The sequence below is a fragment of the Streptomyces sp. 1331.2 genome, from assembly GCF_900199205.1.
Taxonomy (GTDB): Bacteria; Actinomycetota; Actinomycetes; order Streptomycetales; family Streptomycetaceae; genus Kitasatospora.
In genome coordinates this window covers 7,524,665-7,545,397 of the sequence record NZ_OBMJ01000001.1, presented here as the reverse complement: position 1 = coordinate 7,545,397, position 20,733 = coordinate 7,524,665, and the positions used below count along the sequence as shown (strand labels likewise).

Here is a 20,733-nt window from a genome sequence, read left to right as displayed (position 1 = left end):
CATCAGCGGTGGCATGGAGGAGCAGGTCGGAGCGCCCGGCCTGCGGAACCCACCGTGGAGGTCACCATGACCGACAGAACGGCCGGTGCGGCGCTGGTGGCGGCGGGCGCCGCCGCGGTCTTCGCCGCCGTGAGCCTCGCCGCGGCCGTCCGGGCCTGCAGGTGTCCGGTCGAGGGCGCCGCGGGCACCGAGCGCAGCCGCAGAGCGAAGCGGCACCGGCGCCCCGGGCCGGGCCCCGGCGGCGGCCCGCCCCGCCCGCCCCGCCCGCCGTGCCCCAACCCGCCCTTCTGCAACTGAACCGGTTCCGCTGCCCCTTCGATCCCCGCCCCCGGCCGTCCGCCCGACGCGCCGGGGGCGGGCGTCGTACGGGCCCCGTTCCGGGCCTCGACGCACGGGAGCCGCGCTCAGCCGCACGCCGGTCGGCGCGGCAGCACCGCGTGCACCCGGGTACCGTGGCCGAGCGCGTCGACGGTGCAGCTGCCGCCGATCTCCGCGGCCCGCTCCGACATCGACCGCAGGCCCACCCCCGGGCGCGCCGGATCGCCGGGGCCCGGGCCCTGCCCGTCATCCTCGACCAGGAGTTCCAGCTGCTCGGCCTCCACTCGTACGCACACCGTGGCGCTGCGCGCCCGGGCGTGGCGCAGCACGTTGTTCAGTGCCTCCGCGGTGATCCGGTAGACGGCGACCTCGACGGCGGCGGGCAGGTCCGGCAGCGGATCCGGCTGGAGCCTGGCGGTGACGGTGAGGTCGGCGCCGCTGAAGGTCTCCGCGAGCCGGTCGAGCGCCCGGGACAGGCCGTAGTCGCCCAGGGCGGTCGGCCCGAGCCGGTCGGTGATCCGCCGGACCTCCCGGACGGCCGAGGCGAGGTCGTCCGCGACCCGCTCCAGCGCGCCGGAGAACTGCGCCGGGTCGTCCACCGCGGCCGCTCCCTGGAGCCGCAGCCGCAGTCCGGCCAGCATCGGGCCGAGGCCGTCGTGGATGTCGCGCCGCAGCTGGCGGCGCTCCTCCTCGCGGGCGGCGACGATCTGTTCGCGGCTGGCCCGCAGGTCCTCGGTCAGCCGGAGCGAGGCGACGGCGGGCGCGGCCTGGTCGGCGAGCGAGCGCAGGATGTCGCGGTCGCTCTCGTCGAGAGTCAGCTGGCCGGGGCGCGGGGCGACGGTGAGCCGGCCGATCTCGGCGCCGCGGTGGACCAGGGCGAAGCCCTCGCCACTGCCGGAGCGTTCCCCGACGGCAGCCAGCGGGCGTTCGCCGCCGCGGGTGGAGACGGTCAACGCCACGCCGGGCAGCCGGAGTTCGTCACTGACCGTGGCGCAGAGCACGGCCGGCACCTCCTGCGGGTCGACGGTCTGGCTGACCCGCCCGGCGAGGCTGCGCAGCACCTGGTACGGCTGCGCGCGCGAGCCGTAGTACCAGCGGTCGACCACGCCGGAGGCCCACTGGACGCCGCGGGGCAGGCCGGCCGCGAGCAGGAAGACGACGGCGATCAGCAACAGCGTCCCGGCGCCGCGCCGCCCGGGCATCAGCATGGTGGACAGCACGCAGGCCACCAGGACGAACACCACCACCAGCCCGGTCGCCACCAGCAGGCCGACCAGCACCCGGCGGGCCGCCAGGTCCAGCCGCCAGGAGCCGTCGCGCACGACGACGGCGGCCAGGGTGAGCGTCCACAGCGCGGAGGCGAAGGTGAAGGCGATGAACGCCGCGGTGCTCTGTCCGTCGAAGTAGTAGCCGAGTTCGGCGAAGTCCCACAGCAGGTAGACCCCGAGGCCGATCAGGACGTTCTGCCGGCGCCGCCGGGACACCCCGCGGGTGCGGGCGAGCGGGACCAGGATCACCAGGACGGTCAGGACGGCGAACACGATGAGCTGGGTGGCGTGCAGCCGGTCGTCGAACGTCCGCAGCCGGCTCGCGACGGTGCTGCCGGCCAGCGGGTTGGGCCGGCCGAAGACCGTGGGCTGGTAGACGTAGTAGCAGGCCTGGGGCAGGATCCACACGGCCACCGCGCCGATCGCGTACCACCACCGGCGGCTGGGCAGCGTCCCGTACGGCAGCCACAGCGGAAATGCGTGCCACAGCGGGCCGCTGACGGCGTAGCCGGCCGACACCAGGACCACCACGGCCCCGACCACGCCCGGATCGCCCACCTCGACCCAGACCGGGGTCTGGGCGGCGAGGGGGATGATCTGCGCCGCCCCGTACACGAGCAGCACCCAGCCGAGCTGGACACCCGGGCGGTGGGCGTGCAGCAGCACCCCGCCGGCCACGGCGGCCAGCCCGGAGCCCAGGACCGCCAGGTGGTGGGCGGGCACCGAGATCCCGGGCGCGCCCAGGTGGCTCACCACGTAGCCCACCCACAGGCCCCCGGCCACCAGGCAGACGGCGGCGCACAGCCCGGCCAGGGCCAGCTGCCGTTCCGCCGGGCCGGACCGGGGCCGCCGCCGGGCTCTCCGCGCGCTCTCCGCCGCCATGACCGCCCTTTCCTCGCCGACGCCCCCACGGGATGGCAGCAGTGTCCTGCACCCGGTGTCCCGGGCACATGAGGCACCGGCCCCGGCGAGGCGCACCCCGACCGGACGGACGCCAGGACGGGCTCGCGACCGGTCGGGTCAGGTCAGGTCACGTGCGGGTCAGCCGAGCGGGCGGCAGAGCAGGGCGTCCGGGACGCCGTAGTGCAGCCACCGCCAGGTGTAGGCGACGCCGGCCGCGTACTCACCGTCCCCGCACTGACCCTTGTAGGAGCCGGGCGCCCAGTCACTGGCGACCGAGCCTCCGTCGGCGGGCCGGTTGTCGCCGTGGTCGAACCAGAGGACCCGGCCGCCGGAGGGCAGCGGTCCGGCCGCGGGCGCGCAGAGCAGGGCGGCCATGGCGCCGCCGTGCACGCTGTAACCGACGGCGAAGGTGCGCTCGGGGCACTGCAGCTTGTTGTAGCCGGAGGCCCAGTCGCCCTGGGTGACGTAGCGCTCGTCGGTGACGGTGGTCCAGTCGCCGGTGCCCGTGACGGGCTGGCCCGTGTCGCTGCACAGGCCCCGGCTGCTGCTACGGCCGAGGGCGAGCAGGCGTTGGCCGTCCGGGCAGTTGCCCTTGCGGTTGCCGGGGCTCCAGTCCGGGAGGGCGAGCATCCGCCGCGAGACGTTCTGGTCGCCGTGGTCGAGGTCGAGCATGTTCCAGTGGGCGACCGGGGCGACGGGGCCGGTGAGTGCGGGGGCGTCGACCAGCTTGTGCCAGTCGGCGGCCCGCCAGTCGCCGGGGTCGCCGAGGCCGGTGCGCCGGCCGGCGGTGTCGTAGGAGAGCAGCGCCCAGCTGTCCAGGGGGCGGCCGCTCGCGTCGGCCCAGCCGACCAGCGGCCAGATGGCGAAGTCGGTGTCGTTGCGCGCCAGGAGGTCGGTGAAGGTGTCCAGCCAGGTCTGTTCCTTGGCGTCGGTGGAGCCGCGGCCGCCCGCGCCGAACTCGCTGATCCACACCGGGGCGGTGAAGTGCTGTCCGGTCCGGGTGACGAACAGTGCCTCGTCGTTGACGACCTGGGCGAGCTGGTCGGGGGTGAAGTCCTCGTAGCGGGGGTCGCTCGTCGCCCCCGGGCCGCTGCCCGCACCGGTGTTGGCCGGGCCGGTGTAGGCGTAGAAGTGCGCGGAGTACACCAGCTTGCCGGAGTCGATCAGGGTGTGGGAGAGGGTGCGGACCGGGGTGAGCATCGGCCGGCCGTGGCTGAACAGCGCGGCGGGGATGCCGTACCAGTTGATGCCCTCCATGACGACCAGCAGGTCCGGGTCGGCCTGCAGGATCCGGTTTCCGGCCTCCTCGAAGGCGGCGTACTCGTCGTGGGCGTCGCCCAGGCCCCAGTTGGGGTCGTCCCAGGTGTCGCGGCGGACCTCGTTGCGCAGGTCGGCGCCGACCACCCGCTTGTCGGCGCGGTAGCGGTTCGCCATGAAGACCCAGTCGTCCTCCCACTGCGCGGTGGACTGGCCGCTGTTCCAGCGCTCGTTGCCGTCCAGGCCGCAGCAGAAGCGGTAGCCGGTGGTGTGGTTGTTGAGGATGACCGCGAAGCCGTCGGCGGTGAGCGCCGCCACCACGGCGTCGTAGACCTGGAGCGGGGTGCGGCCGCGCAGTTGCGGGTTGGCGGCGACGGCGGAGTCCGGGACGGGGACGGTGTCGTGGATCATCGCGTTGGCGAAGGGCAGCCGGATGCTGTTGAGGCCCAGGTCGTGGAAGTCGGCCAGGAGCTGCGTCATCGGCACCCGGTCCAGGCCGAGCGGGATGTTGTGCGACACCTGCCCGGCCTGGTTGTTCGCCGGGTCGTTCGGGTCGCCGTTGCCCTCCCAGGTGCCTTGGGCCCCGGCCCAGTTGGCGGCCTTCAGCTTGAAGCGGTCGCCGTTCGCGTCCACGACGTACCGCCCGCGGGTGCTGAGCGGGCCGGTCCACGACGCGGCGAGCCGTTCGGCGGCGGGCCGGCCGGCCGTGACGGTGGCGGCCTGCGCCGCGGCGGTGCCGGAGCCGGCCGTCAGGGCGGCGAGCACGGGCAGGCACGCGGCCAGGGCGAGCAGTCGCGTTCCGAGTCTCTTCATGGTCATCCCCGCTGTGGTGACGGTGGCTCGACAAGTCGGCGGGGACCGACCTTACGGGGCGGCAGCGGGCGTGGGAAGGGCATGGCGAAGGCCCGGTCGGCACAACCGGACCGGGTTTGACGCCCGTTCTGACTTCCACCACCCTTCCACTAATCGAATAGTGAAAGGGTACTTTGCCGATGCCCCTGGCCCCCTCCCCGCTCACTCCGCCCAGCCTCCGACCCCGCCCCGGCGCCGCCCGACAGCGACGAACGCGCCGCCTCCGACGGGCACTCAGCCACCCTGCCCTGCCGGCCTGGGGCCTGGCCGCGGGCTTCGCCGCGCTCTACGCCTGCGTCGGCGTCAACCGGCACCGACGCGGCCTCACCAAGGCCTACGACCTGGGCATCTTCGAACAGGCCATCCGGGCGTACGCGCACGGCCGGGCCCCGATCGTCCCGCTCAAGGGGCCCGGCTACCACCTGCTCGGGGACCACTTCCACCCGCTGGTCGCCACCCTCGCCCCCGCCTACCGGACCTTCCCCACCCCGCTCACCCTGGTGGTCGCCCAGGCCCTGCTCATGGCCTCGGCCGTCGTCCCGCTCACCCGCTGGGCCCACGAGGTGGCCGGCCCGCGGGTCGCCCTGCTCGTCGGCTGCGCCACCGGGGCGTCCTGGGGGATCGTCCGGGCCGCGGCCGACGACTTCCACGAGATCGCGTTCGCCGTCCCGCTGCTCGCCTTCGCCGCCGTCGCGCTCGGCCGGCGCCGGCCGCTGACCGCCGCGCTCTGGTCGCTGCCGCTGCTGCTGGTCAAGGAGGACCTGGGGCTGACGGTCGCCGCCGTCGGCCTGCTGATCGCCCGGCAGGCCCGCCGGGGCCGGCGCAGTCCGCTGCCCGGGCTCGCCCTCGCCGCCGTCGGTACCGCCGCGACCGCGCTCACCGTGCTGGTCGTGCTCCCCGCGTTCAACACGGGCGGCGGCTTCGACTACTGGCAGCAGCTGGACGGCGGCGGGCACGCCCCGCTCTGGGCACTGCCCGTACGGCTGGCGTGGCCGCCGCTGAAGTGGCTGCTGCTCCTCCTGCTCGCCGCCACCGCCGGCTTCCTCGGCCTGCGCTCACCGCTCCTGCTGCTCTGCCTGCCCACCCTGGCCTGGCGGCTGCTCTCGGCCAACCCGCACTACTGGGGCGTCAGTTACCACTACAGCGCGGTGCTGATGCCGGTCGCGCTCGCCGCCCTGGTCGACGCCGTACGCCGCTCCGGCACCACACTCGGCGCCACGCCGGGCTCCGCCCGGACCCCTGTCCGACTCCCCCGGCGCGCCCGGTACGCGCTCGCCACCACCGCCCTGGTCACGGCCGTGACGCTGCCGCTCTACCCGCTGCACGAGGTGGTGATGCCCGAGGCCTGGAGCACCCCGCCCCGGCTCCTCGCGACTCGGGCGGCACTGGACCGGATACCCGACGGCGCCACCGTGGCCGCCTCCAACCGGCTGGCGGCCCAGCTCACCAGTCGCACGGAGGTCACCCTGGTCTGCCGGGCCCCGCTCGGGCGCGGGCCCGAGTGGGTGGCCGTCGACCTGCGCGATCCGAGCGTGCAGTCCCCGTGCGCGCTCGCCGAGACCGTCCGCATGCTCGCGGCGTACCACGAACTCGGCTACCGGAAGCGGGTCGACCAGGACGACCTGGTCCTGCTCGAACGCCCCTGACCAGCCCGCCTCCGATCAGTCCGCCCCTCCCGCCGGCCTCTCCCCCGTCCGGCTTGACCCGCGCGCCGCAGTGGGCCACCATTCCACTATTGAACTAGTGAAAGGTCGAAACGGGTGTGATCGAGTACCGCATCGAGCGGCGCAGCGGCGTCTCCACCTACCAGCAGATCGTGCAGCAGACCAAGCAGGCGCTGCGACTCGGCCTGCTGCAGCCCGGGGACAAGCTGCCGACCGCCCGGGAGGTGGTCGAGCAGACCGCGATCAACCCCAACACCGTGCTGAAGGCCTACCGCGAGCTCGAACGCGAAGGGCTGGTCGAGCCCCGCCCGGGGCTCGGCACCTTCGTCCGGCGCTCGCTCGCCCGGCCGGAGGCCGCGGCCGACGGGCCGCTGCGCGCGGACCTGGTCGGCTGGGTGGACCGGGCCCGGGAGGCCGGGCTGGAGCGCGAGGACATCGCCGCGCTGATGGCCTCCGTCCTGGAGCAGCGCTTCGACACCGGGGTCTCCCCGGCGACACCGAACTGAGAAACACTTGGGGGGACCGGGTGGAAGACCCGACAACCATGGCGCCTGCGCTGGAGGCCGTCGGCCTCGGCAGGCAGTACCGGAGCGGCTGGGCCCTGCGCGGCTGCGACTTCACCGTCCCGGCCGGGCGGATCTGCGGGGCGGTCGGCCCCAACGGCGCCGGCAAGAGCACCCTGCTCGCCCTCGCCGCCCACCAACTCGCCCCCACCGAGGGTGAGTTGCGGGTGCTCGGCGAGGCGTCCGACGGGCCGGAGCTGCGCGCCCGGGTGGCGTACGTGGCGCAGGACAAGCCGCTCTACCCCGGGCTCACCGTCGCCGAGACGCTGCGAATGGGCCGCGAGCTCAATCCGCACTGGGACGAGGAGACCGCCCAAGGGATCGTCGACCAGGCCGAGTTGCAACCCAGGGCACGTATCGGCTCGCTCTCCGGCGGCCAGCGCACCCGGGTCTCCCTCGCGCTGGCCCTCGGCAAGCTCCCCGACCTGCTGCTGCTCGACGAGCCGATGGCCGACCTCGACCCGCTCGCCCGGCACCAGCTCATGGGCACCCTGATGGCGACCGCCGCCGAGCGCGGCACCACCATCGTGCTGTCCTCGCACATCCTCCCCGAGCTGGACGGCGTCATCGACCACCTGCTGCTCGTCCAGCGCGGGCGGATCCGGCTGGCCGGCGACCTGGAGGAGATCCTGGACGGACACCGGCTGCTCACCGGGCCCGCCGAGGCCGCCGGGCTCCCGGCCGAGCAGGTGGTCGAGCAGCGCGTCGCCGGCCGCCGCGCCACAGCGCTGGTGCGGACCGAGGAGCCGCCGGACGGCCCGTGGGAGAGCGAACGGCCGAACCTGGAGGACCTGTTGCTGGGCTATCTGCGCGCACCGGCCGACCCCCGGCCCGACGCCGCCCCGACGAACGGCCGGCACCGGACCGAGGAGGCCGCCGCATGAGCACGGACGCCCTGACCGACCGCCCCGTCGCTCCCGCCTCTGCGGACCGGCGCCCCGCCCCCGGGCTGCGCGGGCTGCTCTGGCTGGCGACCCGCCAGCACCGGGTGGTGCTGTGGACCCTGGCCGCCCTGCTCGTCCTGGTCGTGGCCGACCTGGCCTGGATCCACCTCGCCTGCCGGCACGTCACCGGCATCCTGCGGCGGACCGGCTGCTACAGCCCCGCGACCTGGTCCGACACCCGGTGCTGGAGCCTCCTCGCGCCGATCGACCGGCCGAACTTCTGGTTCGTCTCCGTCCTCCAGCCCGCGGTCACCCTCGCCCCGCTGCTGTTCGGCGTCTTCATCGGCGCACCGCTGCTGGCCCAGGAGTACGAGCGCGGCACGATCCGGCTGATCCGCGCCCAGTCCGTCGGCCCGGTGCGCTGGCTGGCCGTCCGCCTGGCGGTGCCGGGCATCGCCGTGCTGGCCGTCTCCGGCGTGCTCGCCTCGCTGATGACCTGGGTGTGGTGGACGGACATCGTGCACGGCCCGGTCGCCTTCGACCCGCCGTTCCAGTCCTTCACCTACCCGGCCCTCGGGGTCGCGCCGATCGCCTGGTCGCTGTTCGCGCTGTCGCTGGGCGTCCTGGTCGGCCTGCTGCTGCGCCGGACGCTGCCCGCGATGTTCCTCACCGGCGCACTGATCGCGACCGCCCACGGCCTGTTCCGCTGGGCCCGGCCGTACTTCCACCCCGTCGTGGACGAGGTGGGCCCGGCGCCCGGCGCGCAGCCCCCCTACCTCCAGCCCGCCAACGCCTGGCTCGTCGACCGGGGCGTCATCCTGCCCGACGGCACCCGCGTGGACTCCGACGCGTGCATCCGCTCCCTCGGGGCCGGCGCCCGGTGCGAGGGGGCCACCGCCTCCTGGCTCCGGTACCACCCGGCCGACCACCTGGTGCCGATCCAACTCGTCGAGGCCGGCGTCCTGGTGGCGCTCACCGTGGTCGTCCTGGTGGTCGTCTTCCGCCGGATCCGCGCCTGACGCCGACTCGGACGCCGGCCTCGAACTGCTGCCTCGAACTGCTGCCTGAGGGCCGGGGGTCAGGCCTTCTTGACCACGCTGGACTTGAGCTGCATGGCGCCGAAGCCCTCGATGCGGCAGTCGATGTCGTGACCGTCCACGCCGTCGACCAGGCGGATGCCGCGGACCTTGGTGCCGGCCTTGATGCCGGAGGCACTGCCCTTGACCTTGAGGGCCTTGACGACGGTCACGGTGTCGCCGTCGCTAAGCACATTGCCGACGGCGTCCTTGACGACCCGCTCACCGGCCCCGGCGGTGTCGCCCTCGCCGCCCGCGGCGGGCGCCCACTCGTGGCCGCACTCCGGGCAGACCATGAGGGCGTCCATCTCGTAGGTGTACTCGCCGGCGCACTGCGGACAGGGGGGAAGGTTGTCGCTCATGTGATCAGGATATCCGCTCCCGGAGGCCGTTTCCCCTGCTCAGCGGGCACGGGGATGCGCAGCCCCGCCCTCCGGGAGGCGCCGATGGCAGCCACTGCCGATACTGGGGCCGGACCCGAGGCGGCAGGGCTCCGCCCCGGACCGCCGCGGCACCGAGGAGGACGCCATGACCGGATCCGTGGTCGTCGGATTCGACGGCTCACCCGAGAGCCTGGCCGCCACCGAGTGGGCCGCCCGGGAGGCGGAGCGCCGCGGGCTGCGCCTGGACGTCCTTCAGGCCTGGCCCTGGCCGAAGCGGGACGTGGTCGGCAGCGACCAGAGCCACCGGCACGCCCTGGCACGGCTGACCGGCCGCGAGGCCGAACTGCGCGCCCTGGTGACCGGACTGGAGGTCGCCGGCTGCGCCGTGTCCGCCGACCCCGTCGAGGCGCTGGAGGAGGCCGCGCGCAGCGCCGCCGTGCTGGTGCTGGGCTCGCGCGGGCTGGGGACGCTGCGCGGCTTCCTGGTCGGCTCGGTGAGCCAGGAGGTGCTGCGCCGGGCCGTCTGCCCGGTGGTGCTGGTCCGGGCCGAGGCGGGTGAGGCGGCCGGGCCGGTGACGGTGGGCCTGGATCTGGCGCGCCCGGCGGACCCGGTGCTGGCCTTCGCCTTCGAGGCGGCCGCGCTGCGCTCGGCGCCCCTGCGGGTCGTCCACGTCTGGTCGCCGCCGGCCGGCACCGAGCACCTGTCGTACGGCGCCATCGGCGGGCTGGAGGGCGAGGTCTCCGCCCACGAGCGGGCGGATCTCAGCGAGGCCCTGGAGTCCTGGCGGGCCCGCCACCCCGAGGTGCAGGTGACGGCCGACCTGGTCCGGGGCAAAGCCGCCGTCGAGCTCGTGGACGCGGCGGCGACGGCCCGGCTGCTCGTCGTCGGCCGCCGCCTGCACCACCGGATGCCGCTGCTCCACCACCACCTCGGCCCGGTGGCGCACGCCGCGATCCACCACGCCCACTGCCCGGTCGCCGTCGTCCCGTACGGGTGACCCGGGCCGCCGCAAGCCCGTACGGCAGCCCGGTGCGGCAGCCCCGTACCGTCGGCCACCCCGCACCGTTATACGTTTAACGCCACCACCCGGACCACCCCGAGGAGCCCGCCATGGCCGATCACACCCGCGCCCACCTGCTCGCCGCGATCGACCTCTCGGGCCTCGCCCGCGCGCACGGCAACCACCCCTTCGGCGCACTGCTGACCGACCGGGCCGGGAACGTCCTGCTCACCGCCGAGAACACCGTGCTCGTCGACCGCGACGTGACCGCCCACGCCGAGCTCAATCTGGTCCGGCAGGCCTCCCGCACCCTGGACCCGGCGCAGCTGACCGAGGCCACTCTGTACAGCAGCACCGAGCCGTGCGCGATGTGCGCCGGGGCGATCTACTGGAGCGGCATCCGCCGGGTCGTCTACGCGCTCTCCGCACCGCAGTTGAACGTCATCGCGGGGGCCGACCCGGACGAGCCGGTGCTCGACCTGCCGTGCCGCAAGGTCTTCGCGGCCGGCGGGAACACCGTGGAGGTGTCGGGGCCGGACCTCTTCGAGGAGGCCGCGGCGGTGCACGCGGGCTACTGGGCGCAGCCGACCGAGGACTGACACCCCGTGGAGTTACGGGTTGATGACAATAGGACAATAAGCACTGAAGAATAAGGGAAGGCTAGCCTTGCTAAGGCTAGCCTTCCCTTATGAACAGTCTGCTGTTGGCCGCGAACACGGCCGGATACACCGCGCCCCAGCTCTGGCGGGTCCTCACCAAAACCGGCTACTTCATCGGCCTCAGCGGCGCCATCGGCACCACCGTCACCTACGTCACCACGGTCCGACCCGCCCTCCGCCGCACGGGCGGCACCGCCGACGCCGCGGTGCTGCGATCCAGGTCGGCCACCCACCTCGCCTGGGCGGGCGTGGTGCTGCTGGTCGCCGGCTACTTCCAGCTCGCCGCGCGCGTCGCCCGGGCCGGCAAGGGCATGCCCTTCGAGGACGCCCTCGCACCCGGCCGGATCCTGGACTTCCTCCGGGCCCCGGCCGCCAAGGGCGCCTGGATCGCCCAGGGCACCGTCTACCTGGTCCAGAACCTGGTGCTCCTCGCCGCGGCCGCTGCGATGACCGCCCTGTTCCTCCCGGCCGTCCGGCGGCACACCGACCGCGTGGTCCGCGCCGTGCTGCCGGCTGCCCTCACCGTCACCCTGATCGCCGCCGTCCCGACCACCGCCCCCGCCGACCGCGACCGCTGGCTCGACCTCGTCCTCGACCAGACCCACATCGTCTCCGGCACCGTCTGGCTCGGCGGCCTCGCCCTGCTCGTCGGGCTCGCCGGCACCCGCGGCCGCCTCGGCACCGACGCCGGCCTGCTGTGGGCCGACATCTGGCGCCGCTTCGGCCTCGTCGCGCTGGTCTGCGTCGGCGCCGTCCTCGTCTCCGGCCTGTGGCTCAGCTGGAAGCACGTCGGCGCGGTCTCCCAGCTGTGGACGACCGGCTACGGCCTCGCCCTGCTCGTCAAGCTCGCCCTGGTCCTCGGCCTGGTCACCGCCGGCGCCGTCAACCAGTTCTGGCTCATGCCCCGCATCGCCCGGGCCCGGCGCGCCGACGACACCGCCTCGCTGCGCCACCTCACGCTGCGCCACTTCCCCCTGGTCGTCTGGGGCGAGGTCGTCCTCGGGGTCGCCGTCCTGGCGGTCGTGCCGTTCATCACCGGTTCCGCCCGCACCGAGGCCGGCAGCGCCAAGGCCGTCTCCTCGGGCAGTCTCTTCGCCGCCGGTGCCGCCATGGTCATCGCCCTCGCCGTCTCCCTCTACGCCACGGCCAAGGCCTCCGACGCGCTCGCCCGCCGCCCGTCGGCCACCCCGGCCGCGGCCTGACCCCATCCCCGCGCGCGCCGCCGCTCCAGGCCCTCCGGAGCGGCGGCGCGCGCTTCGGCGTCCGCCCGGATGCGCCCGGCGCCGGGAGGTGGTCGACTCGACACGACGGGAAGTCTCGGGGGCTCACGGAGAGGAGCCGCACCGATGCCGAAGGTGTCCAAGCAGTCAGCACCGCAGGTCCAGGAGTTCGGCCCGGTGACCGACCGCCGTGCGGAGATGAACGGCTACACCGTCGAGTTCGTCTCCTTCGCGGCCGACGCCGACCTCGACGGCCCGCTGCAGGCGCTGCCCGACGGCGCCTGCCAGTGCCCGCACTGGGGCTACGTCATCGCCGGGCGCGTGCGCTTCGTGTCCGGGGACCAGGAGGAGGTGTACGAGACCGGTGACGCCTTCTACCAGCCGCCCGGGCACCGGCCGTACGTCGACGAGGGCACGGAGCTGCTGCAGTTCAGCCCGACCGCCGACCTCGCCCGCACCGAGCAGGCCATCATGGACTGGATGGGCCGCCAGCAGGGCGGTGCTCCCTAGAGTCTGTCCCTAAGGCGTGGCCGAGCGTTCCGGGTGGGTCAGGTTGGCCCCGTCGCGCGGGTCGAAGACATGGATCCGCGCGGTGTCGATCCACAGCTCCAGCGGGCCGCCCTCGGCGGCGCGGGTCGCGGTGTTCAGGCGGGCGACGACGCGGTGTTCCTGCATGCCGGTGTCGGCCCGGCCCGAGTCGGCGGCGAGTTCGGCGAGTTCCTCGGTGGGCGCCGGTCCGCCCTCCTCCGCGAAGTGGACGAAGACGTCGGAGCCCACCGACTCGCGGACGTCCACGGTGACGGAGCAGGTGACCCCGCCGGGGTGCTCGACCAGGGCGGCGTCCTCGAAGTCCTCGGGGCGGATGCCGACGATCAGGTCGCGCGGGGCGTCCGCGCGCTCCAGGGCTCGCCGGGTGCGGTCGTCCAGCGGCAGTTCACCCAGGGAGGTGCGCAGGGCGTTGTGCTCCAGTGCGGCGCCGAGGAAGTTCATGCCGGGCGAGCCGATGAACCCGGCGACGAAGAGGTTCACCGGCTCGTCGTAGAGGTGCTGGGGCGTGCCGACCTGCTGGACGACGCCGGCCCGCATGACGACGACCCGGTCGCCGAGCGTCATGGCCTCGACCTGGTCGTGGGTGACGTAGACGGTGGTGGTGCCCAGGCGGCGCTGGAGTGCGGCGATCTGGGTGCGCATCTGGACCCGGAGTTTGGCGTCGAGGTTGGACAGCGGCTCGTCCATCAGGAAGGCCTTGGGGTCGCGGACGATCGCCCGCCCCATCGCGACCCGCTGGCGCTGCCCGCCGGAGAGGTTGGCGGGTTTGCGGTCGAGGTGCTGCGTCAGGTCCAGGATCCGGGCGGCCTCCTCGACCTTGGCGGCGATGGTCGGCTTGTCGACCTTGGCCAGGCGCAGCGCGAAGCCCATGTTGTCGCGCACGCTCATGTGCGGGTAGAGGGCGTAGCTCTGGAAGACCATGGCGATGTCGCGGTCCTTGGGGGCTCGGTCGTTGACGACCTCTCCGGCGATCCGCAGGGTGCCTTCGGTGATGTCCTCCAGCCCGGCGATCATGTTGAGCGTGGTGGACTTGCCGCAGCCGGACGGCCCCACCAGGATCACGAACTCGCCGTCGGCGATGGTGAGGTTGACGTCGCGGACGGCGAGGGCGCCGTCGGGGTAGCGCTTGGTGATGCCGTCGAGGACGATCTCGGCCACGGTCCGCCTTCCTGGTGGGTCTCTGGTGGGTCTCAGCCCTTGACGGCGCCGGCGGTGAGCCCGGCGACGATGCGGCGTTGGAACAGCAGCACGAAGACCACGATCGGGATCGTGATGATCACGGCGGCGGCCGCGATCGAGCCGGTCGGCTGCTCGAACTGGGAGCTTCCGGTGAAGAAGGCGATGGCGGCCGGGACGGTCCGGGCCGAGGTGGTGGAGGTCAGCGAGATCGCGAACAGGAAGTCGTTCCAGCAGAAGATGAAGACCAGGATGCCGGTCGTGAACACGCCGGGCGCTGCCAGCGGCGCGATGACCAGCCGGAACGCCTGCCAGGGGGTGGCGCCGTCGACCTTGGCGGCCTTCTCCAGGTCCCACGGGATCTCGCGGAAGAAGGCGGAGAGCGTGTAGATCGCCAGCGGCAGCGAGAAGGTCATGTACGGGATGATCAGCCCGAGCCAGGTGTCGAAGAGCCCGAGCACCCGCTCGATGTCGAACAGCGGCGAGACCAGCGAGATCGGCGGGAACATCGCGATCAGCAGGGACACCCCGATCAGCAGCCGCTTCCCGGGGAAGCGCAGCCGGGCCACCGCGTAGGCCGCCATGGTGCCGAGCACCACGGCGACGGTGGTGGCGATCACCGCGATCCCGATCGAGTTGACCAGGGCCCGGGTGAACTCCGAAGTCCGGAAGATGCCGCGGTAGTTGGCCCAGGTCCAGGTGCTCGGCACGAAGTCGCCGTCGGAGAGGGTGGCCGGGTCCTTGAAGGAGAGCGCCACGATCCACCACACCGGGAAGAGCGCGTAGAGGACGACGACCAGGTTGGCGACGCCCCAGCCGGTCAGCGTCCGGGCGCGGTGGGCGTTCATCGGCCCTCCGGTTCGGCGCCCGGCGCCGCCGCGCCGAACAGCTTGACGAAGAGCACCGCGATGAGCGCCACGCAGACGAAGATCAGGACCGAGATCGCCGAGCCGATGCCCAGGTTGAGCGCGGTGAACAGGTTGTCGTAGCCGAGGATCGAGACGGAGCCGGTGCCGTTGGAGCCGCCGGTCAGCACGTAGATGTTGTCGAAGATCCGGAAGGCGTCCAGGGTTCGGAAGAGCAGGGCGACCAGGATGGCCGGTTTCATCAGCGGCAGGATCACCAGGCGCAGCCGCTGGCCGAAGGTGGCCCCGTCGACCATGGCCGCCCGGACCGTCTCCTCGGGCACCAGGGCCAGGCCCGCGAGCAGCAGCAGGGCCATGAACGGGGTGGTCTTCCAGACCTCGGCGAGGATGATCAGGCCGATGGCGGGCCACTGTTCGGTCAGCGGGGCGCTGCCCGCCGGCAGCAGGGCGGCCAGGTAGCCGGTGCCCGGTGTCCAGGCGTACTGCCAGGAGTAGGCGGCGACGACGGTCACGATCCCGTACGGCACCAGGACGGCGGTGCGGACGGTGCCGCGGCCGAAGACGGCGCGGTGCATCACCAGGGCGAGCGCCAGCCCGAGCACCAGCTCGACGGCCACCGACACCGCGGTGATCAGCACGGTGACGCCGAGCGCCTGCCACCAGTAGGTCGAGGTCAGCACCGCGCCGTAGTTGGCGAGCCCGACCCAGTGCGCCTGCTCGGGGAAGCGCAGGTCGTAGCGCTGCAGCGACAGGTAGACCGCGTAGCCGATCGGATAGGCGGTGACGGCGACCATCACGATCACCGCGGGGGCGCACAGCAGCAGGCCCAGTCGGCGCTCCTGGCGGGCGCCGCGCGAGGGCCCGGCGGGCCGCCGTACGGTCGTGCCGCGGGCTCCGGTGGTCGGTGTCACGGGATCAGCCCCTTCGAGCCGAGGGCGTCCTGGATCTGCCCGCGGAGGTCGGCCACGTCCTGCTCCGGGCGGATGGCCGCGGGCGGGGAGAGGGTGTGCGAGATGGCGATGGAGACGTTCTGGTAGGCCGGGGTCTGCGGCCGGATGCTCGCGGAGTCGAGGGCGGCGAGGACGTCGGCGGCGAACGGGTAGCTGCTGGTGAGTTCGGCCGCCTGGTAGAGGCTGCGCAGGGACGGCGGGAGTCCGCCCTTGAGCGCGTTGGTGAGCTGGTTGTCGCGGTCGCGCAGGCAGAGGGTGGCCTCGAAGGCGAGGTCGGGGTGCCGGCTGTAGGCGCCCACCGCGAGGTCGATGCCGCCGATGGTGACGCCGGCGGGGCGGCCGGGGGTCACCGCGGGGTAGGGCGCCCAGCGGAAGTGCGGGAAGAGCGTCGGCTGGTTGGCCTTCATCGAGGGGTAGACGAAGGGGTAGTTGAGTTCGAAGGCGGCGCTGCCGGACTCCATGGCGAGCCGGTTCTGGTCCTCCATCTGGTTCGGCAGCGAGGGGTCGGCGGCCACCGAGGTGGCCAGGTCGTGCATCACCGTGGCGGCCGCGACGGCCGGCGCCCCGAGCGCGGGCGCCTGCGCGTCGGGGGTGAGGATCGAGCCTCCGGCGCTGGCGACCAGGGTGTTGAACCAGACCGTCAGTCCCTCGTACTGGGCCCCCTGGATCTCCACCAGGTGCGGCTTGCCCTCGCGGGCCAGCTCCTGCGCCTTGGCCAGCATCTCGGCCCAGGTGGCGGGCGGGGTCGGCACCAGGTCGTCGCGGTACCAGAGCAGTTGGGTGTTGGAGTTGTACGGCACGGCGTACAGCCGGCCCCGCCAGGTGGCGGTGCGCACCGCCGCGTCGAGGGTGTCGGCGGTGCCCTGCTCGCGCATCGCGCCGGTCCACTCGCGGATCCAGCCGGCCTCGGCGAACTCGGCGGGCCAGGTGACGTCCAGGCCCAGGATGTCCACGTCGGCGTCGTGCGCGGCCATCCGGCGCACCAGTTGCTGGCGTTGGCCGTCCGCGCCGCGGGGGAGCTTGTTGTAGTGGATGGTGTAGCGCCCGCCGGACTGCTGCCCGCAGCGGTCGGCGGCCTGCTGGAGGGCCCCGGAGTCGTCGGGGAAGTTGTACCAGTTCAACGTCACCGCCCCGCCCTGCCCGCCGCCTCCGCAGCCCACCAGGGCGGAGGCGATCACGGCCAGCCCGGCGACGGCGCTCGCCCACCGCGAGCGAATTCTGGCGACCCTGGGCATCGTTCTCCCGTGGTGGGGGGCTGACCGGCCCCGCCGACCCTAGGGGGTGCGGCCCGCTGCCGTCTCCGGTCGCCGGCGTGCCGCGCCCCCCGTCAGCCGAACGGCCCAACCCGGGGTGCGCGGCCGCTCGGCTCAGTTGCAGACGCCGGAGACGGCGGACTGGGCGCCGTAGTCGTAGACGGTGGCGCAGATGTAGTGCTCCGGGCCGTCGTACCACCAGCCGGAGCCGGCGCCCCAGGTGTCGGAGATCCGCTTGCCGTGGTCCGTCAGGACGAACTCACAACCGGGGGGAGCGACCGTGGGGTTGAGCTCCTGTTCGTCGTGCCAGCCACCGTTGACGAAGTGCACCTGGATCTCCTGGTCGGCGGTGCAGTTCGCCGTCCTGATCCAGTGGTCGCCCTCGTTGGCGGCGGAGGCGGGCACGGACGAGGACAGCACGAGGACGGCGCCGACGCCGAGGGCGACGACGCCTGATCGCAAGGTCTTGTGACGGGACAGCACGAAGGGGTCCTCCCGGGTCGATGCATCAGGGTTCTCATGCGCGGCGGTGCACTGGATGCCGTCGCCGAGCAGCTTGCCCGGCCCCTCCTGCGAGGCCGGCCAGTACGCGAGCCAACCCCACCCCGGCGGTGCGGGCCAGCCACAAACCGGCCACATGGGGCGGGCGCTGCGCCGGGCCCGGGTTCGCCTTACGGATTGCTGACACCCTTCGTCGCGGCGGTCCACGGGACGGCTTCGCCGGTAGCGTCCCGGCCATGAGGATTCTGGTCACCGGCGGCGCCGGGTTCATCGGTTCGGCCGTCGTGCGTGCTCTGGTCGCGGCGGGACACGAGGTCCGGGTACTGGACGCCCTGCTGCCCGCGGTCCACCCGTCGGGAGCGGCCCCTGACCTGCCGGTCGGTGTCGAGTTCCGGCACGGTGACGTCCGGGACGCGCAGACGGTGGAACACGCCCTGGCCGGGGTGGACGCGGTCTGCCACCAGGCGGCGATGGTCGGACTCGGTCTCGACCTCGACGACGCGCCCGCGTACGTCGGCTGCAACGATCTCGGCACGGCGGTGCTCCTGTCCGCGATGACCCGCGCGGGGGTGCGGAACCTGGTCCTGGCCGGATCGATGGTGGTCTACGGCGAGGGACGGTACGCATGTCCGGAGCACGGGGGCGTGGCGCCCGGTCCACGGCGCCCGGCCGACCTCGACGCCGGCCGGTTCGAACCGCCCTGCCCGGTGTGCGGGGCTCCGCTCCGGCCGGGCCTGGTGGCGGAGGACGCGCCCGGCGATCCCCGGAACGTGTACGCCGCGACCAAGCTCGCCCAGGAGCACCTGGCCGCCGCCTGGGCCCGCGCGTGCGGCGGGTCCGTCCTGGCGCTGCGCTACCACAACGTCTACGGCCCGGGCATGCCGCGCGACACCCCGTACGCCGGGGTGGCCTCCCTGTTCCGTTCGGCGCTCGCCCGCGGCGAGGCCCCCGGGTGTTCGAGGACGGCGGCCAGCGCCGGGACTTCGTCCACGTCGACGACGTCGCGGCGGCGAACCTGGCCGCCCTGGAGGACGTCCGCCGCAGGACACCGGGCCGTGCCCGGGCGTACAACGTCGGCAGCGGGGAGGTGCGCACGGTCGGCGAGATGGCCCGGTCCCTGGCCGACGCCTACGGCGGGCCGGCCCCGGTGGTGACGGGGCAGTACCGGCTCGGGGACGTCCGGCACATCACCGCCGACTCCTCCCGGCTGCGCGAGGAGCTGGGCTGGCGGGCGCGGGTGCCGTTCCGTGCCGGGATGACCGAGTTCGCCGCCGCGCCGCTGCGGGCCTGACCAGGGGTCCCGGAGCCGGACAGGCCCTAGCCGCGCGCCGCCGGGAGCGCGATCTCGAAGCAGCAGCCTCCGGCGACGTTGCGCACCTCGGCACGGCCCGCGTGGGCCTCGACGATGCCGCGGACGATGGCCAGCCCGAGCCCGGCTCCGCTGTCCCCGCCCTCGCCGGGATCGCGCCGCGGTGTCCGGGCGGCGGTGCCGCGCCAGCCGGTCTCGAACACGCGGGAGAGGTCCTGTTCGGGGATCCCCCCGCAGCCGTCGGTGACCGAGAGGACGATCTCGTCCACCTCCCGACGGGCCGAGACCGCGACGACGCCGTCCTCGGGCGTCGACCGGATCGCGTTGACGAGGAGGTTGCCGAGCACCCGGGTGATCTCGCGGCTGTCCACCTCGACCGGCTCCGCGGCGACCTGACGGCCCTCCAGGCGGACGCCGCGCTGGCGGGCCAGCGGGTGGGCGCCGGCCAGCGCGTCGTCGACCAGGTCGTAGACGGACACCCGGGACAGTGAGAGGGACAGGGCTCCCGCCTGGATGCGGGAGAGCTCGAAGAGGTCGTCGACCATCCCGGTGAGCCGCTCCACCTCGGCCCGGATCCGTCCGAGGTAGTGCTCCGGCTCGTCGGCCACTCCGTCCTCCAGGGCCTCGGCCATGGCGCGCAGCCCGGCGAGCGGGGTGCGCAGGTCGTGGGAGATCCAGGCGATCAGCTCGCGCCGTGACGCGTCCAGCGCCCGCGCCCGGCCGCGCGACTCGGCGAGCCGGGCGCTGGTGGCGGCGAGTTCCTCGCTGAGCTGGGCCAGTTCGAGCCCGAGCGGGTGCTCCGGTGCGGTGAAGCCGGAGTCGCTCCCGACGGTGCGGGCGGCGGCGGTCAGGGCGCGGCTGCCGGCCACGACCTGGCGTCCGAGCAGGGCGGCCGTGAGCAGCGAGACCACGGACGCCATGCCGAGGACGGTGATCACCACGCCGAGGTCGTGTCCGGACAGGAACATCGCCTGGGCGACGGCGAAGGTCCCGGAGGTGACGGCGAGGACGGTGACGACGGCGACGCAGAAGAGCGAGAGCGCCATCGAGCGCCGGCGCAGCAGCCGTACGGCGACCCATCCGAGCAGGCCGGCCCCGGCGGCCCCGAGCCCGGCGAACAGGGCGATCAGCAGCAGGTCCTTCACGCGGGGCCGTCCTTCTCGTCCGTCACGGGGTCGTAGCGGTAGCCGACGCCCCAAACCGTGGTGATCAGCGACGGGGCGGCGGGGTCGTCCTCGATCTTCTCGCGCAGCCGGCGCACGTGGACGGTGACGGTGGACAGGTCGCCGAAGTCCCAGCCCCAGACCCGCTGCATCAGTTCCTGGCGGGGGAAGACCGTCCGGGGATGCCGGAGGAAGAACGCGAGCAGGTCGAACTCCCGGAGGGTGAGGAGCAGTTCGCTCCCCGCCCGGTGGGCCCGGCGGGCCTGCGGGTCCAGCGTGATGTCCCCGGATGCCAGCGGTCCGGGGGACGGGGACGACGCCGTGTGCGCTGCGGCGCGGGAGCGGCGCAGGACGGACTGGACGCGCAGGACGAGCTCCCGCGGGCTGAAGGGCTTGGTGACGTAGTCGTCCGCGCCCAGTTCCAGGCCGAGGATGCGGTCCGCCTCGTCGCCCTTGGCGGTGAGCAGGACCACCGGGAGGTCGGCGCCGTCCTCGGAGGCCCGCAGCCTGCGCAGGACCTCCAGACCGTCGATCCCGGGGAGCATGAGGTCGAGCACCAGGAGGTCGGGGCGGTGGGCGCGGGCCAGGGCGAGGCCCTGGGCGCCGTCACCGGCCCGGTCGACCCGGTGCCCGGCCCGGGTGAGGTAGCCGGCGACGACCTCGCTCACGGTGGGGTCGTCGTCGACCACCAGGATGCGGGCGGGGTCCGGTGGTCCGGCGGAAGCGGGGCTGTCGTTCACCTCGCCGAGGATACGAGCCGCGGACACGGCCGGGAGCCACGCCGGGGTCGACGTTCGTGTTCCGTAAGGTCGGCCGGCCCCGGCGGACCGCGACCGAGCCGACTGCCGCCCACCGACCGGCCGAACGGCCGACGTAGGAGTTTCGTAAGGGCGCGGTCCGGCCGCGCGGGCCCGCCCGC

At 73.9% G+C, this 20,733-nt stretch carries 19 protein-coding genes and 1 pseudogene; 10 read left to right on the top strand and 10 right to left on the bottom strand.

The annotated features are described in order from the left end of the window. Positions 1-66 precede the first annotated feature (66 nt). Positions 67-297, top strand: a complete 231-nt coding sequence (locus CRP52_RS32705) for a hypothetical protein (RefSeq protein WP_143685878.1) — start codon at positions 67-69, stop codon at positions 295-297. Positions 298-404: 107 nt separating this feature from the next. Here the strand turns inward: CRP52_RS32705 and CRP52_RS32700 are convergent, their stop codons facing one another. Continuing rightward, positions 405-2,468: a sensor histidine kinase gene (locus tag CRP52_RS32700; protein WP_097239691.1), complete on the bottom strand. Its 2,064-nt coding sequence runs from the start codon at positions 2,466-2,468 to the stop codon at positions 405-407. 159 nt (positions 2,469-2,627) lie between these two features. After that, positions 2,628-4,565, bottom strand: a complete 1,938-nt coding sequence (locus CRP52_RS32695) for a glycoside hydrolase family 5 protein (RefSeq protein WP_373560542.1) — start codon at positions 4,563-4,565, stop codon at positions 2,628-2,630. A gap of 173 nt (positions 4,566-4,738) precedes the next feature. Here CRP52_RS32695 and CRP52_RS32690 point away from each other — a divergent pair, with 173 nt between their 5' ends. From CRP52_RS32690 to CRP52_RS32675, 4 genes are all read left to right on the top strand, one after another. Then, complete coding sequence (locus CRP52_RS32690) at positions 4,739-6,244, top strand: DUF2079 domain-containing protein (RefSeq protein WP_097239690.1); 1,506 nt, start codon at positions 4,739-4,741, stop codon at positions 6,242-6,244. 116 nt (positions 6,245-6,360) lie between these two features. Further along, positions 6,361-6,768, top strand: a complete 408-nt coding sequence (locus CRP52_RS32685) for a GntR family transcriptional regulator (protein WP_097239689.1) — start codon at positions 6,361-6,363, stop codon at positions 6,766-6,768. 38 nt (positions 6,769-6,806) lie between these two features. Then, the gene (locus tag CRP52_RS32680; RefSeq protein ID WP_097239688.1) at positions 6,807-7,709 is read left to right on the top strand and encodes an ATP-binding cassette domain-containing protein; all 903 of its coding nucleotides are present in this window, start codon (positions 6,807-6,809) and stop codon (positions 7,707-7,709) included. Next, positions 7,706-8,728, top strand: coding sequence for a hypothetical protein (locus CRP52_RS32675; protein WP_097239687.1), 1,023 nt, complete (start codon positions 7,706-7,708; stop codon positions 8,726-8,728). The genes CRP52_RS32680 and CRP52_RS32675 overlap by 4 nt, the downstream gene beginning before the upstream one ends. A gap of 59 nt (positions 8,729-8,787) precedes the next feature. Here CRP52_RS32675 and CRP52_RS32670 read toward each other — a convergent pair whose 3' ends face one another. Continuing rightward, entirely contained in the window at positions 8,788-9,147 is a 360-nt protein-coding gene (locus CRP52_RS32670; protein WP_097239686.1) for a zinc ribbon domain-containing protein YjdM, read from the bottom strand. A gap of 166 nt (positions 9,148-9,313) precedes the next feature. Here CRP52_RS32670 and CRP52_RS32665 point away from each other — a divergent pair, with 166 nt between their 5' ends. The 4 genes from CRP52_RS32665 (at position 9,314) to CRP52_RS32650 (ending at position 12,557) form a co-directional block, all read left to right on the top strand. Continuing rightward, entirely contained in the window at positions 9,314-10,165 is an 852-nt protein-coding gene (locus CRP52_RS32665; RefSeq protein WP_097239685.1) for a universal stress protein, read from the top strand. Between the two features lie 113 nt (positions 10,166-10,278). After that, positions 10,279-10,767 (top strand): nucleoside deaminase, encoded by a 489-nt coding sequence (locus tag CRP52_RS32660; protein ID WP_097239684.1) that lies wholly within the window; start codon positions 10,279-10,281, stop codon positions 10,765-10,767. A gap of 89 nt (positions 10,768-10,856) precedes the next feature. Continuing rightward, complete coding sequence (locus CRP52_RS32655) at positions 10,857-12,029, top strand: CopD family protein (RefSeq protein ID WP_097239683.1); 1,173 nt, start codon at positions 10,857-10,859, stop codon at positions 12,027-12,029. A gap of 144 nt (positions 12,030-12,173) precedes the next feature. After that, positions 12,174-12,557 (top strand): cupin domain-containing protein, encoded by a 384-nt coding sequence (locus CRP52_RS32650; RefSeq protein WP_097239682.1) that lies wholly within the window; start codon positions 12,174-12,176, stop codon positions 12,555-12,557. 9 nt (positions 12,558-12,566) lie between these two features. On the opposite strand, the gene CRP52_RS32645 is transcribed toward CRP52_RS32650, so the two are convergent. The 5 genes from CRP52_RS32645 to CRP52_RS32625 form a co-directional block, all read right to left on the bottom strand. Further along, complete coding sequence (locus tag CRP52_RS32645) at positions 12,567-13,754, bottom strand: ABC transporter ATP-binding protein (protein WP_097239681.1); 1,188 nt, start codon at positions 13,752-13,754, stop codon at positions 12,567-12,569. A gap of 32 nt (positions 13,755-13,786) precedes the next feature. Beyond that, a complete protein-coding gene (locus CRP52_RS32640) occupies positions 13,787-14,620 on the bottom strand; it encodes a carbohydrate ABC transporter permease (protein WP_097239680.1) in 834 nt (277 codons plus the stop codon). Continuing rightward, entirely contained in the window at positions 14,617-15,549 is a 933-nt protein-coding gene (locus CRP52_RS32635; RefSeq protein ID WP_179853006.1) for a carbohydrate ABC transporter permease, read from the bottom strand. The genes CRP52_RS32640 and CRP52_RS32635 overlap by 4 nt, the downstream gene beginning before the upstream one ends. Beyond that, positions 15,546-16,823, bottom strand: a complete 1,278-nt coding sequence (locus CRP52_RS32630) for an ABC transporter substrate-binding protein (protein WP_097239679.1) — start codon at positions 16,821-16,823, stop codon at positions 15,546-15,548. Before CRP52_RS32630 ends, CRP52_RS32635 begins: the two co-directional genes overlap by 4 nt. 132 nt (positions 16,824-16,955) lie before the next feature. Beyond that, positions 16,956-17,324, bottom strand: a complete 369-nt coding sequence (locus CRP52_RS32625) for a hypothetical protein (RefSeq protein ID WP_097239678.1) — start codon at positions 17,322-17,324, stop codon at positions 16,956-16,958. Between the two features lie 254 nt (positions 17,325-17,578). Here CRP52_RS32625 and CRP52_RS32620 point away from each other — a divergent pair. Further along, positions 17,579-18,633: pseudogene (locus CRP52_RS32620) on the top strand (NAD-dependent epimerase/dehydratase family protein). 26 nt (positions 18,634-18,659) lie between these two features. On the opposite strand, the gene CRP52_RS32615 reads toward CRP52_RS32620, so the two are convergent. Beyond that, positions 18,660-19,796: a sensor histidine kinase gene (locus CRP52_RS32615; RefSeq protein WP_097239677.1), complete on the bottom strand. Its 1,137-nt coding sequence runs from the start codon at positions 19,794-19,796 to the stop codon at positions 18,660-18,662. After that, complete coding sequence (locus CRP52_RS32610) at positions 19,793-20,554, bottom strand: response regulator transcription factor (protein WP_257032970.1); 762 nt, start codon at positions 20,552-20,554, stop codon at positions 19,793-19,795. The genes CRP52_RS32615 and CRP52_RS32610 overlap by 4 nt, the downstream gene beginning before the upstream one ends. Positions 20,555-20,733 lie beyond the last annotated feature (179 nt).

What these genes read in the sequence shown, in the direction of transcription:
- CRP52_RS32650 (WP_097239682.1), top strand. Translation starts at nt 12,174, where the DNA reads ATGCCGAAGGTGTCCAAGCAGTCAGCACCGCAGGTCCAGGAGTTCGGC.
- CRP52_RS32690 (WP_097239690.1), top strand. Translation starts at nt 4,739, where the DNA reads ATGCCCCTGGCCCCCTCCCCGCTCACTCCGCCCAGCCTCCGACCCCGC.
- CRP52_RS32670 (WP_097239686.1), bottom strand. Translation starts at nt 9,147, where the DNA reads ATGAGCGACAACCTTCCCCCCTGTCCGCAGTGCGCCGGCGAGTACACC.
- CRP52_RS32655 (WP_097239683.1), top strand. Translation starts at nt 10,857, where the DNA reads ATGAACAGTCTGCTGTTGGCCGCGAACACGGCCGGATACACCGCGCCC.
- CRP52_RS32675 (WP_097239687.1), top strand. Translation starts at nt 7,706, where the DNA reads ATGAGCACGGACGCCCTGACCGACCGCCCCGTCGCTCCCGCCTCTGCG.
- CRP52_RS32700 (WP_097239691.1), bottom strand. Translation starts at nt 2,468, where the DNA reads ATGGCGGCGGAGAGCGCGCGGAGAGCCCGGCGGCGGCCCCGGTCCGGC.
- CRP52_RS32705 (WP_143685878.1), top strand. Translation starts at nt 67, where the DNA reads ATGACCGACAGAACGGCCGGTGCGGCGCTGGTGGCGGCGGGCGCCGCC.
- CRP52_RS32680 (WP_097239688.1), top strand. Translation starts at nt 6,807, where the DNA reads ATGGCGCCTGCGCTGGAGGCCGTCGGCCTCGGCAGGCAGTACCGGAGC.
- CRP52_RS32640 (WP_097239680.1), bottom strand. Translation starts at nt 14,620, where the DNA reads ATGAACGCCCACCGCGCCCGGACGCTGACCGGCTGGGGCGTCGCCAAC.
- CRP52_RS32630 (WP_097239679.1), bottom strand. Translation starts at nt 16,823, where the DNA reads ATGCCCAGGGTCGCCAGAATTCGCTCGCGGTGGGCGAGCGCCGTCGCC.
- CRP52_RS32695 (WP_373560542.1), bottom strand. Translation starts at nt 4,565, where the DNA reads ATGACCATGAAGAGACTCGGAACGCGACTGCTCGCCCTGGCCGCGTGC.
- CRP52_RS32665 (WP_097239685.1), top strand. Translation starts at nt 9,314, where the DNA reads ATGACCGGATCCGTGGTCGTCGGATTCGACGGCTCACCCGAGAGCCTG.
- CRP52_RS32660 (WP_097239684.1), top strand. Translation starts at nt 10,279, where the DNA reads ATGGCCGATCACACCCGCGCCCACCTGCTCGCCGCGATCGACCTCTCG.